The organism is Methylobacterium sp. ME121 (genome assembly GCF_000974725.1).
In the GTDB taxonomy this organism is placed as follows: Bacteria; Pseudomonadota; Alphaproteobacteria; order Rhizobiales; family Beijerinckiaceae; genus Methylobacterium; species Methylobacterium radiotolerans.
Window position 1 is genome coordinate 1 of the sequence record NZ_BBUX01000047.1, and the last position, 15,555, is coordinate 15,555.

The window sequence follows — 15,555 nt, forward strand, 5'->3', positions numbered from 1 at the left end:
AGTCTTCCATGGCCGGGTAGAGGATCTCCTCGACCGCCGGGTTGAGCCGGTGGATCTCGTCGATGAACAGGACGTCGCGCTCCTCCAGGTTGGTGAGCTGCGCGGCCAGGTCGCCGGCCTTGGCGATCACCGGCCCGGAGGTCGAGCGGAAGTTCACGCCCAGCTCGCGCGCCACGATCTGGGCCAGCGTCGTCTTGCCCAGCCCCGGCGGACCGACGAACAGCACGTGGTCGAGCGCCTGACCGGTCTTCTTCGCAGCCTCGATGAACACCTGCATGTTCGCACGCGCCGCACGCTGACCGATGAACTCCGACAGGCTCAGAGGGCGGATCGTCTGGTCCACGTCGTCGGTGCGCTTCTCCGGCGTCAGGAGCGCGTTGGTCGGAGGCTTCGGCTTGCTCATGAACCCTGCTTCGTGGACCGTGTCGCGCGGCCCGCGATGGGCGGCCACGCAGGACGGCTGGGCACCGGCGCGTCCGGTTTTGTTCTTCCTTACCCGTGAAAGCCGCGAAGTCTAAGCGCCGTCGCCGGGCGGCATGCCCCGGCGACATGACCCGGCGCTGGCCGGGTACCGTCACCGGCGATGTGAGCGAGCGCACCGGCCGCGCCGTCGGTGCAACCGCGATGCAACCGAACCGTCGGCCCGCGCATTCCTGGACCGAACCTCCAAGCACGGCCGCAGGGCGCATTTCCCCATGAGACTCCGTACGATCGCTGCCGCCGCAGCCGGCACCGTCATGCTCGCCTGGCCGCTCGCGGCCCAGGCCGCCAACGGCCCGGCCGAGACCAAGGTCGCCGAGGCCAATCCGCAGGTTCATCCCGTCTCGGCGGAGCGGGACGACGACGTCACCTGCAGTCGGGCCCGCCGTCGCCTGTGGATCGAGGGCGAGGGCTGGGTGGTCCGGCGGATCACCACCTGCCGCTGACCGGGCCCACCTCTGGGGGCCATCGGCCGGGGATGACGGGGCCTTACGCACTCTGCGCGACTGGAGACGCGGAACGGCCGATGATCCGGTCTGTTGGCCCTGCATCCGGCGCGGACCGCGCGCCGACAACCATCGGAGCCGGCCCCATGGCGAACCGGATGATCCTGACGGTGCTCGCCGTAGCGGCCGCGACGCCCGCCTCGGCGCAGACTGTCCGGAGCCCCGATCCCTATGCACCGGTGGCCTACGCGCCCGGCTACGCCGCCGATCCGAGTTTCGCCGGCGAGTTCGTGCGCGGGACCTATATCGGCGCCCCGCTGACGCGGGTGCCGCGCCCGACCCAGATCGTGCCCAGTCCCTGGAGCTACGGCACCTACGGCGTCCCGACGGTGACCGGCATCCCGGCCGCTCCGGCGGCCCAGCCGACCCTGACGGTGATCGACGCCGTCCCCCGCGGCCGCCGCGGCGAGCGCGCCGCCGGCGCCGCCCCGGTCGCGGGCGCCCGGGTCATCGCGGTTCAGGTTCCCCGGCGCTGAGCGCCGCGAACCACGCCGCGTAGGGCGTGTTGCGGACGAGGTGCCGGTTGAGGTCCGGGGCACCGTCCGTCCACCAGACCGGCCCGCGCTCGCCGAGCGCGATCTTGGCCGCGTCGACCTCGGCCCTGGCGGAAGCCAGCGCGCCCGCCGCGGCCGGCTCGCCCGCCCGCTCGGCCCGCTTGGCCTCCTTCACACCCCGCCGCGCCGCCATGAGGCGCTTCACCAGCGCCGCGCGGCAGGCGTCCGAGAGATCGGGATTGGCGCGGCGCCACAGACGGCCCCGGACAACGATGTAGCGCCGATCCGGAGTGGTAATGGCCGCGGTCATGCCGGGGTTCAGCTCCGTTGGGGGGAGGTTAAGCCTTCCAGCTTACACGGCGGATATCAGTTGCGGGTCACGCCATGCAGATCGTCATCGTCGACTCGAGCCGCGTTGTGCTGCAGATCATCGCGTCCCTGATCGAGCCGCGCGGCCACGCGGTGCACCCCTTCACGGATTCGGAGCGGGCGCTGAAATTCCTGGCGGCGACGCCGGCGGTCCGTGTCCTCATCACCAGCCTGGAGGTGCGGCCGCTCTGCGGACTCGAACTCTGCTGGTCGGCACGGCTGCTCGCGGAATCCCGCGGGCCGCTGCACGTCATCACCATGTCGTCGGCGCGCAACGTCCGCAGCCTCGCCGAGGCCCTCGACAGCGGCGCCGACGACTTCATCGAGAAGCCGCCGAGCGCCGAGGAGCTGAACGCGCGCCTGCGCGCGGCCGAGCGCCTGACCACCATGCAGGAGGAACTGATCCGCCTCGCCGAGACGGATCCGCTGACCGGCTCCTACAACCGGCGCGCCTTCTTCAACCGCGCGCGCGCCGCCGTGGCGCAGGACCCGCGGCCGGACGCCGTCTCGGCCATCCTCCTCGACATCGATCACTTCAAGCGCATCAACGACGAGCACGGGCACGATGTCGGCGACGTGGCGATCAAGGCCGTGGCCGACTTGATCTCCGGCTCCGGGATCGCCGGACGCCTCGGCGGCGAGGAATTCGCCGTCATCCTCCCGGGGCGCGACCTCGGGGAGGCCGTGGCGCATGCCGAGCGCCTGCGCGGCGACGTCCAGGCCCTGCGGATCCGCGGGGCCAAGGGTCCGATCGCGCTGAGCTGCAGCTTCGGCGTCAGCACGTGGCGTGACGGCGACAGCGTCGAGGCCCTGGTCAAGCGGGCGGACGTCGCGCTCTACGCGGCCAAGGGCGGCGGCCGGAACCGGGTGGTCCCGGATCAGGGCACGGGCGTCCACGCCGTCGCGGGCTGACACGGACCGCCCGTACCAGATCGGCACAGTCGGTCGGGCGGTGTCCCACGGTCGTCCCAGATCGGCGCATTGATCCGCCGAGTATCCGTTCTCGGGCAGCGATTCTGCCAATATAAAGCTTAATATTCGCGAGCTGTTGCTGGAACGGATCTTGGAACTTCGCCTTCGATCCCGGCCGCCTGTATCAAGCCGGGAGAGAGAGGTGCGAGGTCATGAGTACGGCCGTTGGCGTCCTGATCCTGGATGAGCCGGAGGACCTGAGCGCGACGGTTCGCGCCACCCTCGAGCACATGCCCGAATTCCACACCATCGGCGAGGCCGATCTCGACCGCGCCGACGCCGGCAGCAGCGTCGCCCTGGTCTTCCTCGACGAGATCCGGCTGGCCGACGGGATCGCCCGCATCGTCGCCCTGAAGGAGCGCCAGCCGGCGCTCCGCACGCTGGTCGCCTTCGGTGCCCTCACGGCGGACGACCTCCGCGCCCTGCTGGCCGCGGGCGCCGACGCCTTCGTGGCGCGCTCCAAGTCGCCGCGCGAGCTCGGCGCGGCACTGCTCGCCCTCGCGGAGGGCTCCGACGTCCTGGTCCCGTCGGAGCAGCCGGTGGCGATGCCGCCGGAGGCGGGCGAGAGCCTCGGGCTGACGCCCCGCGAGGCGGAGGTCCTGCGCTTCCTCAGCTCCGGGTTCAGCAACAAGGAGGTCGCGCGGCGGCTGGCGCTCAGCGTGCGCACGGTGGAGACCCACCGGCTCAACCTGCGGCGCAAGACCCAGACCGGCCGGCTGAAGGACCTGGTCTCGCTGGCCCGCCAGCTGGGCCTGGCCCCCGTGGTCGACTCCGGCGACCAGGTCCGGCGCGGCACCGACAGCCGCTCCTCGGGCAACGACAACCAATCCCGGCACTGAGAGGGGGATCGGGCGGTCTCGTGGAGACCGCCCCCCTAGGCGGCCGCGGCCGCCTTCCGGGCTCCGGACGCGCGCTTGGCCGCTGCCGTCCCGCTCTTGGACCGCTCGGGTGCCTTCGCCCCCCGCCCGCGCGCGCCCGCCGGCTTGACCCGTCCCTTGGCCTTGACGGCGTCCTCCGCGGCTGAGAGGCGCGCCTGCAGCAGTCCCAGCACCGCCGCCTCCTCGGGCCGGAGGCTGGAGAGGTCCTCGCTGAGTTCCGATTCGACCGCGTCCTTCACCTGCAGGAGCAGACCGCCCTCCAGATAGCAGTCGAGGATCTGCGGGTGGATGTAGCACTTGCGGCAGATCGTCGGCGTGTTGCCGAGGCGGCCCGCGACGTTCTCGATGGCCGCGCGGATGTTGCGCTTGGCCCCCGCCTCGCTGTCGAAGGTCTCGAACTCCCGCAGCGTCAGCGCCGCCAGCACGGTGCCGGCCCAGGTGCGGAAATCCTTCGCGGTGAAGTCCTCGCCGGTGATCTCGCGCAGGTACGCGTTCACGTCCGAGGAGGTGACGTCGCGCTGGGTGCCGTCCGGATCCAGATACTGGAACAGCTCCTGCCCCGGCAGATCCTGGCAGGCCTTGACGATCCGGGCGACCCGCCGGTCCTTCAGCGACACGTCCCAGGTCTTGCCGCTCTTGCCCTTGAAGCGGAACGACAGGGCCGCCCCCTCGATCCGGACGTGGGGGTCGCGCAGGGTCGTGAGGCCGTAGCTCTTGTTGGTCCGCGCGTAGTCGTCGTTGCCGACGCGGATCAGCGTGGTCTCGAGCAGGTGGACCACGGTGGCCAGCACCTTGTCGCGGGAGAGGCCCGGCCGCTTCATGTCGGCGTCGACGCGTCGGCGGATCCCGGGCAGCGCGTCCGCGAAGGCCATGATCCGCGAGAACTTGTTGGCCTCCCGCGCCTGCCGGAAGTCCGGGTGGTAGCGGTACTGCTTGCGCCCCTTGGCGTCGCGGCCCGTCGCCTGGATGTGGCCGTTGCGGCGGGGACAGATCCAGACATCCGTGTAGGCTGGCGGGATCGCGAGGCTGCGGATGCGGGCCAGCACCGCCTTGTCGCGCACCGGCGCGCCCTTCGCGTCGAGGTAGCGGAAGCCGGTGCCGCTGCGGCGGCGGGTCAGCCCGGGCCGGCCGTCGTCGACGTAGACGAGTCCGGCCTCCTCGGCCGCGGCGCGGAGGTCTCCGCCGCTCTCCGCCGTCTCGACACACGCCATGACCTGCCCCTCCCATCGACGCCGCCCGGCTGCCTCGCCCGGCGAGAAGGCCTTGGACAACCGGCGGCACGCGATCGCCGTTCCGGGCCTGCACATCCGCCGCAGGACGGGCCGCGGCGCCGTGCTAGAGGGGGGGATGCACGCCGATGCCGCCCCCGGGAATCTGCCCGTTCCGATGCGCCGCCTGGTCTTCGTGGTGACCGAGGACTGGTTCTTCGCCTCCCATTTCCTGCCGATGGCCCGCGCCGCCATCGGCATGGGTCTCTCGGTCGCGGTGGTGACGCGGGTCCGCGCGCACCGGGCCGCCATCGAGGCGACCGGGGCGCAGGTCGTCCCCCTGGAGGCCGAGCGAGCGAGCCTCAACCCCATGGCCGCGGGCTACGCGGCCGGGCAGCTCGCGGCGATCCTGAAGGCGCTGAAGGCCGACGTCGTCCACTGCATCGCCCTGCGCGGCATCCTGGTCGGCGGCACGGCCGCCGCCATGGCGGGCATCCCGGCCCGCGTCTTCGCCCTGACCGGCCTCGGCCTCGTCGGCGCCCGCAGCGACCGGCTCGGGCGGGCGGCGCGCCTCGCCCTGCGCGCGCTGATCCGGGGACCGCTGGCCTCGTCCCGCACGCGCTTCCTGTTCGAGAACCCCGACGACGCCCTGGCCCTGGGCCTGGACCCGCTCGACCGGTCGGTGACCGTCGTGGGCGGCGCCGGCGTCGATCCGACGCTCTTCGTCCCGCATACGCTGCCGCCGATGCCGCCGCTGCGAGTGGCACTCGTCGCCCGGATGCTCTGGTCGAAGGGGATCGACGTCGCCGTCGAGGCGGTCCGCCTCGCCCGGGCTCAGGGCGCGCCGGTGGAGCTGGCGCTGTACGGCGCGCCGGACCCGTCGAACCGGCGGGCGATCGACGCCGCCACCCTGCGCGCCTGGAGCCGCGACGGCATCGTCTGGCACGGGCCGACGACCGACGTGGCGGCGGTCTGGGCCGGCCACCACGTCGCCTGCCTGCCGTCCCGCGGCGGCGAGGGCCTGCCGCGGACGCTGCTGGAGGCCGCCGCCTGCGGCCGGGCGCTGGTCGCGTCCGACGTCCCGGGCTGCCGCAGCCTCGTGCGCGACGGTGTCGAGGGCCTGCTGGTCCCCCCCGACGACGCGCCGGCCCTGGCCGCCGCCCTGGCGCGCCTGAGCGGCGATGCCGGTCTCGTCGCCGGCCTGGGCGCGGCCGCGCGGGCCCGGATCGAGACCGGTGGCTTCACCGAGGACGCGGTGACCGACCGGGTCCGCGCCGTGTGGCGCGACCTGCTGGAGGCCTGACCGTGCGCGCACCGGACGATCCCGCCGGCTTCATCCGCAGCAACACCCGCCTGCTGCCCGTCCCCCACGCGCCCGAGATCCGCCTGCACGTCGCCGATGAGGCGACGGATCTCTGGCAGCGGACCGAGGAGGAATTGCAGGCGATCGGGCTGCCGCCACCGTTCTGGGCATTCGCCTGGGCGGGCGGCCAGGCGCTCGCCCGCTACGTCCTCGACAACCCGGACGTCGCGGACGGGGCGCGCGTGGTGGATTTCGCCTCGGGGTCCGGCCTGGTGGCGATCGCGGCGGCCCGCGCCGGGGCGCGCCACGTCGTCGCCAGCGACCTCGACCCCTTCGCCGTCGCGGCGATCGGGCTGAACGCCGCGGCCAACGGCGTCGGCGACCGCGTCGCCGCAACCTCCGACGATCTCCTCGCCACGGATCCCCAGGCCGATCTCGTCCTGGCGGCCGACGTGTTCTACGAGCGCGACCTGGCCGAGGCCGTGACCGCCTGGCTCGTCGGCCTGCAGGCGCGGGGCGTCACCGTGCTGATCGGCGACCCGGGCCGCACCTACCTGCCACGGGACCGCCTCGACTGCCTCGCGACCTACGCGGTGCCGGTCTCGCGCACGCTGGAGGATTCCGAGATCAAGCGCAGCCATGTCTGGCGGCTCCGGGGATGACGGTTCCGTCGAGACCGTCCCGCCGGACCGCCACCCGCGCGGCCGCGCCGAGGCTTTATCCGGCGCGGGAATGCGTTACCGTCGAATCGACTCGTGTCGCGTGCCGCGCATGCGCCAGAGTGTTGGAAGGCCCGGATCGGGGCGTGCTGCGGCGGAAGGTTTCGTGGTGAGTGTCGAGTCGAGTGTGAAGCCCAGCCGTGCCCGCGTCGTCGCCTTCTCGGGTAGCGCCAAGCGGCCCTCGCGCACCCGCATCCTGGTCGAGGCCCTCGGCGCCGAGCTCGGGCGCCTGCGCGGGATCGACCTCGCCGTCTACGACCTGATCGATGCCGGTCCGGGCCTCGGCGCGACGCAGCGGGACGACCTGTCGGCGCCGGCCGCGCGCCTCATCGAGGCGATCGAGGCGGCGGACGCCCTGATCGTCGGGACGCCCGTCTACCAGGGCGGCTATGCCGGGCTGTTCAAGCACGTCTTCGACTTCGTCGACCCGGCCCGGATGATCGGCATGCCGGTGGCGCTGACCGCGACGGGCGGGGGCCTGCGCCACGCCCTGGTGGTCGAGCACGGGCTCCGGCCGCTGTTCGGCTTCTTCGCGGCCCATGTCGCGCCGACCTCGGTCTATGCCGGCTCCGACGACCTCGTGGACGGACGCATCGTCGACGAGACCGTGTCGGTCCGGCTGCGCGCCGCGGCCGCGGAACTATCCGCCCTGCTCGACGTGTCGCGGACGGCCGCCTCCGGCCCATCAGCCTGACGGGAGACTCCCCCGACCTGAGGCGGGCCCTAGATCGATGCGGGACCACGCTCATCCGCGAGGGATCATGTCAGGCTCTCCGCTCACGGCCGGCAAGGCGCCGACCGCGCTGCCCGCCACCTACGTCACGGCGTCCGGACTGCCGCGCTACCACCCGGTGTCGCAGGCGCTGCACTGGCTGAACGCCGCCCTGGTCCTGGCGGTGCTGCCGCTCGCCTGGGTCGCGATCAGCCTGCCGCCGACCCCCGCCAAGGGCAGCATGTTCGTGCTGCACAAGTCGGTCGGCCTGACGATCCTGGCGATCGTGGTCCTGCGGATCGTCTGGCGGATGGTCCGGCCCGCGCCGCCGGACCCGCAGGCGCCCCGGCTCCTGACGCTGATCGGGCGCGTCAACCACTACCTGCTGTACGCGATCTTCCTGATCATGCCGATCAGCGGCTACCTGCTGAGCGCGCTGTCGGGACGCGACACGCCGTATTTCTGGCTGTTCACGATTCCGGGACTGCCGAAGGATGACGCGACCCAAAAGGTCTTCGAGTCGATCCACGTCTTCGGCCAGTGGCTCGTCTACGCCCTGGTCCTGCTGCATATCGCCGGCACGGCGTGGCACCTGGTCATCCGGCGCGACGGGCTGCTGGAGCGGATGCTCCCGGTCCAGGACGGGCGCGGCTCGTCTCGCTGACCCGACCGACATCGGGCCGCGCGGGGCGGTCAATCGACGCGGCGCAGGACGAAGGTGGTGCCGACCTCGGGATCGCGCCGCCAGCGACCGTCGCCGCTCGGCACGAGGTCGATACTGTGGCCGCGCTTGGCGGTCAGCGTCATCCGGCCGTTCGTGTAGCGCCAGCGCACCGGGTCGAACACCTCCAGGCCACTGTCGTGGCAGCCGGGAACGATGTGGACGCCGCCGCCGCTCCCATCGAGGTTGATCCGGCAGGTGTCGCGCTGCTGGAAGCGGTCGAGGGCGTAGAGGCCCGGCGCCGGCCCCGCCGAGGCGGTCGCCGCCGGCTGTAGCTCGGCCGGGACCCGGGCCGCCGTCCGGAGCGGGGAGGGGGCCGGGTTTGCCGGATCCGCCGGCGCGATCTCGGGTGCGGCCGCCGCGTCGGCCGGCCGCATCGCGACGATGTCGAGGGGAACGAGACTGTAGCGCTCGCCGCCCTCGGCCTGGGCGACGAGGCTGCGCTGGTCCGGCCGCTTGGCGAAGTCGAGGACCGGGCGGACGTTGCGGTCGACGAGGCGGACGGCCCCGTCGACGAAGAGCCAGCCGGCAACCCCGTTCAGGATCGGCAGGGCCCGCCGGCATCCGGCCGGGAAGCGCAGCCGCTGCCCCGCCTCGCCGCTGTCGAGCACCAGCGTCATGACGCAGCGGCGGTTGGTGCCGTCCCGCGACAGGTCCCAGGTTCCCGGCACCTGCCCGAGCTTCTCGGGGAGGCTCGGCGGCGCGGTCGGAGCCGGGGGCGCCGCGAGCGTCTCCGCGGCCGGAGGAGGGGACGGCGGTGCGGCCTCGTCTGTGGCCGCGGGCACGTCCTGGGCGGCGGCCGGTCGGACGATCGCGGCGGCCGCGATCAGCGCCGATGCGGCCAGCAGGGCGGCCCGAGCCTGTCTCACGCGGTCGGTCTCCAGGGTGTCTCGGCCACGGGCGTCAGCGGACCCCGCCCCTCGAACCACGAGACGACGTTGTCGACGACGAGCTGGGCCATCGCCGCGCGGGTGTGCTCGGAGGCCGACCCGACATGCGGCAGCAGCACCGTGTTGTCGAGGGCGGCGAGATCCGCGGGCACGTGCGGCTCGTTCTCGAACACGTCGAGGCCGGCGCCGAGGATCGTACCGGCCCGCAGCGCCGCGGTCAGCGCCGCCTCGTCGACGAGGGTGCCGCGGGCGACGTTGATCAGGATGCCCTCGGGACCGAGGGCCTCCAGCACGGCCGCGTTCACGAGGTTGCGCGTGTCGGCGCCGCCGGGCGCCACCACGATCAGGATGTGGACCGCGCGGGCGAGGCCGAGCAGCGTGTCGTGATACGTGTAGGGCACGTCCGCCTGCCGGCTGCGGCCGTGATAGTCGATCTCGACGCCGAAGCTCTCCAGCCGGTGGGCGATCGCCCGCCCGATCCGGCCGAGACCGAGGATGCCGACCCGCCGCCCGCGCAGGGACGCCGTGAGCGGGAAGGGCGCCTTGGGCCAGTGGCCGTCGCGCAGGTAGCGGTCGGCCTGCGGGATCCGCCGCAGGGTGGCGAGGACGAGGCCGAGGGCGAGGTCGGCGACCTCGTCGGTGAGCACGTCCGGCGTGTTGGTGACGACGATGCCGCGCTGCCGCGCTCCGGCGGCGTCGACGGCATCGTAGCCCACGCCGAAATTCGCGATCAGCTCGAGGTTCGGCAGCCGGTCCATCAGCGCCCCGTCCACCGCGCCGCCGACGCAGAGCGCGCGGATCCGCGGGCCGATCTCGGCGAGCAGAGCCTCCGGGTCCGCGGCCTCCGCCAGCCGGTGGACCCCGTATCGTCCGTCGAAGGCTTTCTCCACGAGCGGGTGCATCTTCCGGAGCAACAGGATCTCTGCCGGGGCCTCAGCCATCGTTCACTCCCACGTTCGGCCGTTCGTCGGTGCCGGCCGCCTCCCCCGTCCCGGCATAGAGCCTGTGCGGGGTGGCGCGCCAGCGCGTCGGAGCCGCCGCGGTGACAACCGCGCGGATCAGCCGGGCGGCCAATCGACCGGCACAGGGCTCGCCTCTTTCGAAAACCGCGCGCGATGCCTACTAAGGACCACGCATCATCGCGAGAGTTCTGCACCGACCCCATTCGCCGAAGACGAAGACCGATGACCAGCCCGCGCACCCTCTACGACAAGATTTGGGACGACCACGTCGTCGATGTCCAGCCGGACGGCTCCAGCCTCCTCTACATCGACCGGCACCTCGTTCACGAAGTGACGAGCCCGCAGGCGTTCGAGGGTCTCCGCGTGGCGGGCCGCAAGGTGCGCCATCCGGAGAAGACGCTGGCCGTCGTGGACCACAACGTCCAGACCTCCGACCGGTCGCAGGGCATCGACGATCCCGAGAGCCGCACGCAGCTCGAGGCGCTCGCCGAGAACGTGCGCGACTTCGGCATCGAGTTCTACGACGCCCTCGACCGCCGCCAGGGCATCGTCCACATCATCGGCCCCGAGCAGGGCTTCACACTGCCCGGCCAGACGATCGTGTGCGGCGATTCGCACACCTCGACGCACGGCGCCTTCGGGGCGCTGGCCCACGGCATCGGCACCTCGGAGGTCGAGCACGTGCTCGCCACCCAGACGCTGGTGCAGCGCAAGGCCAGGAACATGCGCGTCTCCGTCGACGGCACGCTGCCGCCCGGCGTGACCGCGAAGGACATCATCCTCGCGATCATCGGCGAGATCGGGACCGCCGGCGGCACCGGCCACGTCATCGAGTACGCCGGCGAGGCGATCCGCGCCCTCTCGATGGAGGGCCGGATGACGATCTGCAACATGTCGATCGAGGGAGGGGCCCGCGCCGGCATGGTCGCCCCCGACGCGACGACCTTCGCCTACGTGAAGGACCGCCCCAAGGCGCCGAAGGGCGCGGCCTTCGACGCGGCCCGCCGCTACTGGGAGAGCCTCGTCACCGACGCGGGCGCGCATTTCGACCGCGAGGTGCGCCTCGACGCGGCCAACCTGCCGCCGATCGTCAGCTGGGGCACGAGCCCCGAGGACGTGATCTCGGTGCAGGGCCGCATCCCGGACCCGTCCGAGATCGCCGACGAGAACAAGCGGCAGTCGAAGGAGAAGGCGCTGGCCTACATGGGCCTGACGCCGGGGACCCGGATCACCGACATCACCCTGGACCGGATCTTCATCGGCTCCTGCACCAACGGCCGCATCGAGGATCTGCGCGAGGTCGCGCGGGTCGTCGGCGACCGGAAGGTGCACGAGGGTGTTTCGGCGATGATCGTGCCGGGCTCCGGCCTCGTGAAGGCGCAGGCGGAGGCCGAAGGTCTCGACAAGATCCTGAAGGCGGCGGGTTTCGACTGGCGCGAGCCGGGCTGCTCGATGTGCCTCGGCATGAACCCGGACAAGCTGCGTCCGGGCGAGCGCTGCGCCTCGACGTCGAACCGCAACTTCGAGGGCCGGCAGGGTCCGCGCGGGCGCACACACCTCGTGTCTCCCGCCATGGCGGCGGCCGCGGCGGTGGCCGGACGCTTCGTCGACATCCGGGAGTGGCCGCAGGGCTGAAATCCCGATTGACGCCGGCGGCTCCGTTGCCTAAACGGAGCCGTCGCCGGCCGATGGCCGACGGCGAGCCCAGGTGGCGGAATTGGTAGACGCGCTGGTTTCAGGTACCAGTCTCGCGAGAGGTGAAGGTTCGAGTCCTTTCCTGGGCACCAAATGCCTGACAGCAGCCCGCCAAAGCCTTGGCGGGCTTTGTTGTTTCTAGAGGCCGAGAACTCCGGACCGGTCTCCGGGACCCCGCCGCGAGCCGTCGAGGTTCGATTGACGGCCCGGATACCGGTCGCGCCTCCCTCGTTCGGGGATCGGCGGCGCGCATCCGGGTGTCGGGTCTTCGCCGACGCGGACCTGCCGAGGATCGGGCGCGCGGAGGCAGCGGTCTGCAGAACGAGGCGCTCGATGGCGTGGCCTGCCGGCCCTCACGCGAATCGTGCTGGCGGCCGTCGGACAGGCTGGGGGGCGAGGGGCCTCGCCGATTCGACGGAAGATCCCGGGCCCGGGCCAACCACCGTGCGCCGCGGTCTCGGAACCGCACCACCGTCCCGCGCGTAGACCGGACCTCGACATTCCCCAGCGAGATCACCTCGAACCGCCCGGCTCCGGCCGCGGCGGTTTTTTCGCGCCGGGCGTTCCGCTGGCGCGGTGCTCGCGACGGCGCGACATCCCTCCGGGGATCGTCGCTCGGCCCCGCCGGCACCGCCGCGCGGCGCGTCCTCGATCAGGCTGCGGTGACGCGACGGTAGCTCGCGGCGAACGCCTCGGCTTCCTCGTGCGTCAGATCGGTGACCACGAGCCCCGGCGCGTAGACCGTCCAGCGGCCGTCGTTGTCCTCCGACATACGGATCTCGACCACCGCGGACCTCCTCGATCTCGGGTAGAACCTTGCTGTCAGACTGACGATTTCTTGTGCGGGATCAATACCTCTTAAGATACTGGACGGCGCCCGACGCGGACGCGCGGGGCGCCATCCGCGGAAGCGCCCGGTCCACCGGCGCCGGTCCTGTTTCCGGAATCCCCGCGCGGGACCGCCGTTCCGCGGCACGCGGCACGTATCGGTAACCCCGGTCGGTCAATCTATCTTCGAGCCAAGTTGCGTATCGGCTCGGCTCACTCGCTGGTGAGATCAGGCGCTCCCCCGCCCCGTGAGCAGATCGGGGCGGGGCCGAGAGCGCGGGCGGCCTGGCAAGCCTTCTGCCGCGTCCCGATCCTATGTCCGACCTGCCGCCCGCGCCGCGTCGCGACAGGAGTGCGCAGGCCGGGCTGGACCGCTACAGCCAGCGCTCGTCGAGGTCGGTCGCGTTCCGGTCGGCGACGGGCTGCGTCTCGTCACCCTCGGCGAAGACCACCACGTCGTCCGGTCCGACATCGCGGGTCGCGTAGAAATCCCAGCGCCGGTGGATCACGCGCGGGCCGCCGAAGATCCGGTAGGCGTTCCAGTACCGGTCATCACGGAAGCCGACGTAGTGGACGCAGCGGGTGGCCATCGGCTCACCGCAGGCGGGCGATCAGCCGGGCCAAGCGCGGCCGCAGCGGCAGGGACAGCCGGTAGGCCAATTCGGCGAGCGGGAGCACCGGGCGCGCGCCCAGGACGCGCAGGTCGACCACGCGGCCGAGCCAGCGCCAGCCGGGCAGGGTCCGCCAGAGGCGCGCGAACGCGGCCGCACCGGAGATCAGCTGCCCGTCCGCGGTCCGGACGTGGAAGCGCCGCAGGGCCCGATCCCGGTCGAGATCCGGGCCGAGCACCGGCTCGGTCGCTCCGCGGCCGACATCGACGAAGGCGACCTGGCCCGCGCCGGCGCATCGGCGATACTGGTCGATCTCGGCGCGGCACAGCGGGCAGCCGCCGTCGTAGTAGACGCTGAGCGGCCCGTCGGAGCGTTCGTCGGCCGTGGCCGCGCCGGTGCCCACGGTCTCAGTTCGCCGCCGGGCTCAGGACCAGCTTGCCCTTGAAGGGCGCGTCGGCGTTGCGCGTGCTGGTGCAGGCGTACTCTTCCTGCCCGGCCTTCATCGTCCGCAGGCGCAGCGTGCCCTTCCCGTTCTGCTTGACCGTGTAGCCCTTCTCGCTGGCGACATGCACCAGGTCGCCGTCGGCGTGCAGCACGAGGCCGTTCTCGAACTGCCCGGGCGCGGTGATCGTGACCGGCGCGTCGGCGCTGCTCACGATGTTCAGCGCGACGTTGGTGTCGGCCGGAAGCTTGAGCTCGGCCGGGGCGCAGACCGGCTTGCCGTCCTTCAGGCTGATCGTCAGTTCCACGGGCGGCATCGCGTCGGTGGCAGGCTGCGGCAGGGGCTTGCCCTGAGCGAGAGCCGGCCCTGCGGCCAGGAGAACCAGGAGCGTCGCCGATCCGCGCACGAGTGTCAGCATGTGGAGTCAGTCCCGGTTGGAGGGTCGGCGCGGCCCGCGAGCGCACCGCCGGAAAAGGCGGTGCGCTCGGCGACGTTCCCGGGCGCAACGCCGCACCCGTCCGGGTACGGAGGGGTCCGATTGTCGGGATGCCGCCGATCGCGCTCGCGGCCCCGGTGGAGCCGCCCGTCCGCGGTGGCGGCACTCTCCCCTCAGGCTCGGCCCGCGTATCCCGGAACGCGACGCGGGATATAAGGACCCGCTACGGTTTTCGGCGAGGTCGATTCGCGTGCGGTCCGGTTCAAGGCTCTCCGAACGCTGGTTCACGCTGGCGCTCTGGCTCGTCGCGCTCGTCTTCGCGTGGTTCCTGATCGGGCTGGGATCGCTGGTCGTCGGCGATCTGCCGCAGGTGGAGCACCGCTACACCCTCGACCAGTTCCTCGACACCGACCAGGGCACGGCGTCGGCCGAGGCCCTCAAGCAGATCCGCCGGGAGCAGGACGACAACCGACGGAAGGTCGAGCAGGATCAGCTCGCCCTCGAGGCTGCGCAGTCCGCCTCCGAGGGCGCGCGCGAGACCTTCGCCAACTGGCTGAAGACTCGGGACGCCACCCAGCGGGTCGACCAGGATCCCGGGCTCGTCGCGCGCACCCAGCAGCTCGACGCGCTGAAGGCCGCCGAGCGCAGCGTCGAGGAGCGGCTCGCGGCCCTGGCGCGGACGGGGCTCGACCTGTCGGAGCGCGAGGCGGCGCAGCTGCGCGTGGACAGCGATCTGCGGGCGGCGGCGCAGGCGCGGCTCGACGCGGCCGAGCGCGGCCAGGAACTGCGCGTCTTCGGCTATCGCCTCGCCCTGACGCTGCCGCTGCTGGCCCTCGCCGGATGGCTCCTGCTCAAGCGCCGCCGCACCCGCAACTGGCCGTTCGTGTGGGGCTTCGCCTTCGCGGCGGCCTTCGCGTTCTTCGTCGAGCTCGTCCCCTACATGCCGAGCTACGGCGGCTACGTGCAGTACGGCGTCGGCGTGATCGTCACGCTGGTCGCGGGTCGCGCGGCGATCAACGCGCTGCACGCCTACCGCGCCCGGCAGGCGGTGGTGGAGGCGCGCCCGGACGCCGAGCGGCGGACCGAGATCGCCACCGACCAGGCCCTGGCGCGCCTCGCCAAGAAGGCGTGCCCCGGCTGCGAGCGGCCGATCGCCCTCGACGACGCGAGCACGAACTTCTGCCCCCATTGCGGCCTCGGCATCTTCGCGCACTGCCCGTCCTGCGCGCAGCGCAAGAGCACCTTCGAGCGCTTCTGCCGCGCCTGCGGCACCCGGAGCCCGGATCTCGCGAGCGCGGTGACCTGAGGCCGCCCGGACACCCGGTTGCG

General features: G+C 72.5%; 19 protein-coding genes and 1 tRNA gene. 11 read left to right on the forward strand and 9 right to left on the reverse strand.

Annotated elements, in window-relative coordinates; all coding sequences use genetic code 11:
* Positions 1-403 (reverse strand): AAA family ATPase (locus ME121_RS22850; RefSeq protein WP_491892863.1); only part of this gene is annotated, 403 nt, incomplete at its 3' end.
* A gap of 292 nt (positions 404-695) precedes the next feature.
* Here ME121_RS22850 and ME121_RS22855 point away from each other — a divergent pair.
* Both ME121_RS22855 and ME121_RS22860 read left to right on the forward strand, forming a co-directional pair.
* Positions 696-926 carry a hypothetical protein gene (locus ME121_RS22855; RefSeq protein ID WP_059409624.1) on the forward strand — a complete coding sequence of 77 codons (231 nt, stop codon included), beginning with the start codon at positions 696-698 and terminating at the stop codon, positions 924-926.
* A gap of 146 nt (positions 927-1,072) precedes the next feature.
* Positions 1,073-1,462, forward strand: coding sequence for a hypothetical protein (locus tag ME121_RS22860; protein WP_012317757.1), 390 nt, complete (start codon positions 1,073-1,075; stop codon positions 1,460-1,462).
* Here the strand turns inward: ME121_RS22860 and ME121_RS22865 are convergent.
* The gene (locus tag ME121_RS22865; RefSeq protein ID WP_059409625.1) at positions 1,434-1,790 is read right to left on the reverse strand and encodes a hypothetical protein; all 357 of its coding nucleotides are present in this window, start codon (positions 1,788-1,790) and stop codon (positions 1,434-1,436) included. The two genes, ME121_RS22860 and ME121_RS22865, sit on opposite strands and share 29 nt — an antisense overlap.
* Positions 1,791-1,864: 74 nt before the next feature.
* Between ME121_RS22865 and ME121_RS22870 the strand changes: the two genes are divergently transcribed.
* Positions 1,865-2,761 carry a GGDEF domain-containing protein gene (locus ME121_RS22870; RefSeq protein ID WP_059409626.1) on the forward strand — a complete coding sequence of 299 codons (897 nt, stop codon included), beginning with the start codon at positions 1,865-1,867 and terminating at the stop codon, positions 2,759-2,761.
* A 212-nt stretch (positions 2,762-2,973) separates the two neighbouring features.
* Positions 2,974-3,660 carry a LuxR C-terminal-related transcriptional regulator gene (locus ME121_RS22875; protein ID WP_012317760.1) on the forward strand — a complete coding sequence of 229 codons (687 nt, stop codon included), beginning with the start codon at positions 2,974-2,976 and terminating at the stop codon, positions 3,658-3,660.
* Between the two features lie 35 nt (positions 3,661-3,695).
* On the opposite strand, the gene ME121_RS22880 is transcribed toward ME121_RS22875, so the two are convergent.
* Positions 3,696-4,910, reverse strand: a complete 1,215-nt coding sequence (locus ME121_RS22880; protein ID WP_059409627.1) for a DNA topoisomerase IB — start codon at positions 4,908-4,910, stop codon at positions 3,696-3,698.
* Between the two features lie 136 nt (positions 4,911-5,046).
* Here ME121_RS22880 and ME121_RS22885 point away from each other — a divergent pair, with 136 nt between their 5' ends.
* The 4 genes from ME121_RS22885 to ME121_RS22900 all read left to right on the forward strand — a co-directional run bounded on the left by ME121_RS22885 (position 5,047) and on the right by ME121_RS22900 (position 8,305).
* On the forward strand, positions 5,047-6,210 hold the full coding sequence (locus ME121_RS22885; RefSeq protein WP_012317762.1) for a glycosyltransferase: 1,164 nt from the start codon (positions 5,047-5,049) through the stop codon (positions 6,208-6,210).
* A 2-nt stretch (positions 6,211-6,212) separates the two neighbouring features.
* The gene (locus ME121_RS22890; RefSeq protein ID WP_012317763.1) at positions 6,213-6,872 is read left to right on the forward strand and encodes a class I SAM-dependent methyltransferase; all 660 of its coding nucleotides are present in this window, start codon (positions 6,213-6,215) and stop codon (positions 6,870-6,872) included.
* Positions 6,873-7,056: 184 nt separating this feature from the next.
* Positions 7,057-7,623, forward strand: coding sequence for an NAD(P)H-dependent oxidoreductase (locus ME121_RS22895; RefSeq protein WP_024830975.1), 567 nt, complete (start codon positions 7,057-7,059; stop codon positions 7,621-7,623).
* 67 nt (positions 7,624-7,690) lie between these two features.
* Positions 7,691-8,305: a cytochrome b gene (locus tag ME121_RS22900; protein WP_024830974.1), complete on the forward strand. Its 615-nt coding sequence runs from the start codon at positions 7,691-7,693 to the stop codon at positions 8,303-8,305.
* A gap of 29 nt (positions 8,306-8,334) precedes the next feature.
* Here the strand turns inward: ME121_RS22900 and ME121_RS22905 are convergent, their stop codons facing one another.
* A complete protein-coding gene (locus tag ME121_RS22905; RefSeq protein WP_059409628.1) occupies positions 8,335-9,231 on the reverse strand; it encodes an AprI/Inh family metalloprotease inhibitor in 897 nt (298 codons plus the stop codon).
* Positions 9,228-10,193 (reverse strand): 2-hydroxyacid dehydrogenase, encoded by a 966-nt coding sequence (locus ME121_RS22910; protein WP_024830972.1) that lies wholly within the window; start codon positions 10,191-10,193, stop codon positions 9,228-9,230. The genes ME121_RS22905 and ME121_RS22910 overlap by 4 nt, the downstream gene beginning before the upstream one ends.
* Positions 10,194-10,436: 243 nt before the next feature.
* Between ME121_RS22910 and leuC the strand changes: the two genes are divergently transcribed.
* Positions 10,437-11,849: a 3-isopropylmalate dehydratase large subunit gene (gene leuC / locus ME121_RS22915; protein WP_012317768.1), complete on the forward strand. Its 1,413-nt coding sequence runs from the start codon at positions 10,437-10,439 to the stop codon at positions 11,847-11,849.
* A 67-nt stretch (positions 11,850-11,916) separates the two neighbouring features.
* Positions 11,917-12,001 (forward strand) — tRNA-Leu (locus ME121_RS22920).
* A 560-nt stretch (positions 12,002-12,561) separates the two neighbouring features.
* Here ME121_RS22920 and ME121_RS34070 read toward each other — a convergent pair.
* The 4 genes from ME121_RS34070 to ME121_RS22935 form a co-directional block, all read right to left on the reverse strand.
* Complete coding sequence (locus ME121_RS34070; RefSeq protein ID WP_012317769.1) at positions 12,562-12,696, reverse strand: hypothetical protein; 135 nt, start codon at positions 12,694-12,696, stop codon at positions 12,562-12,564.
* Positions 12,697-13,111: 415 nt separating this feature from the next.
* Positions 13,112-13,327 carry a hypothetical protein gene (locus ME121_RS22925; protein WP_012317770.1) on the reverse strand — a complete coding sequence of 72 codons (216 nt, stop codon included), beginning with the start codon at positions 13,325-13,327 and terminating at the stop codon, positions 13,112-13,114.
* A gap of 4 nt (positions 13,328-13,331) precedes the next feature.
* Complete coding sequence (locus ME121_RS22930; RefSeq protein WP_024830971.1) at positions 13,332-13,751, reverse strand: thiol-disulfide oxidoreductase DCC family protein; 420 nt, start codon at positions 13,749-13,751, stop codon at positions 13,332-13,334.
* A 4-nt stretch (positions 13,752-13,755) separates the two neighbouring features.
* Positions 13,756-14,208: a cupredoxin domain-containing protein gene (locus ME121_RS22935; RefSeq protein ID WP_024830970.1), complete on the reverse strand. Its 453-nt coding sequence runs from the start codon at positions 14,206-14,208 to the stop codon at positions 13,756-13,758.
* Positions 14,209-14,476: 268 nt separating this feature from the next.
* Between ME121_RS22935 and ME121_RS22940 the strand changes: the two genes are divergently transcribed.
* Complete coding sequence (locus tag ME121_RS22940; RefSeq protein ID WP_058608166.1) at positions 14,477-15,532, forward strand: zinc ribbon domain-containing protein; 1,056 nt, start codon at positions 14,477-14,479, stop codon at positions 15,530-15,532.
* Positions 15,533-15,555: the final 23 nt, after the last annotated feature.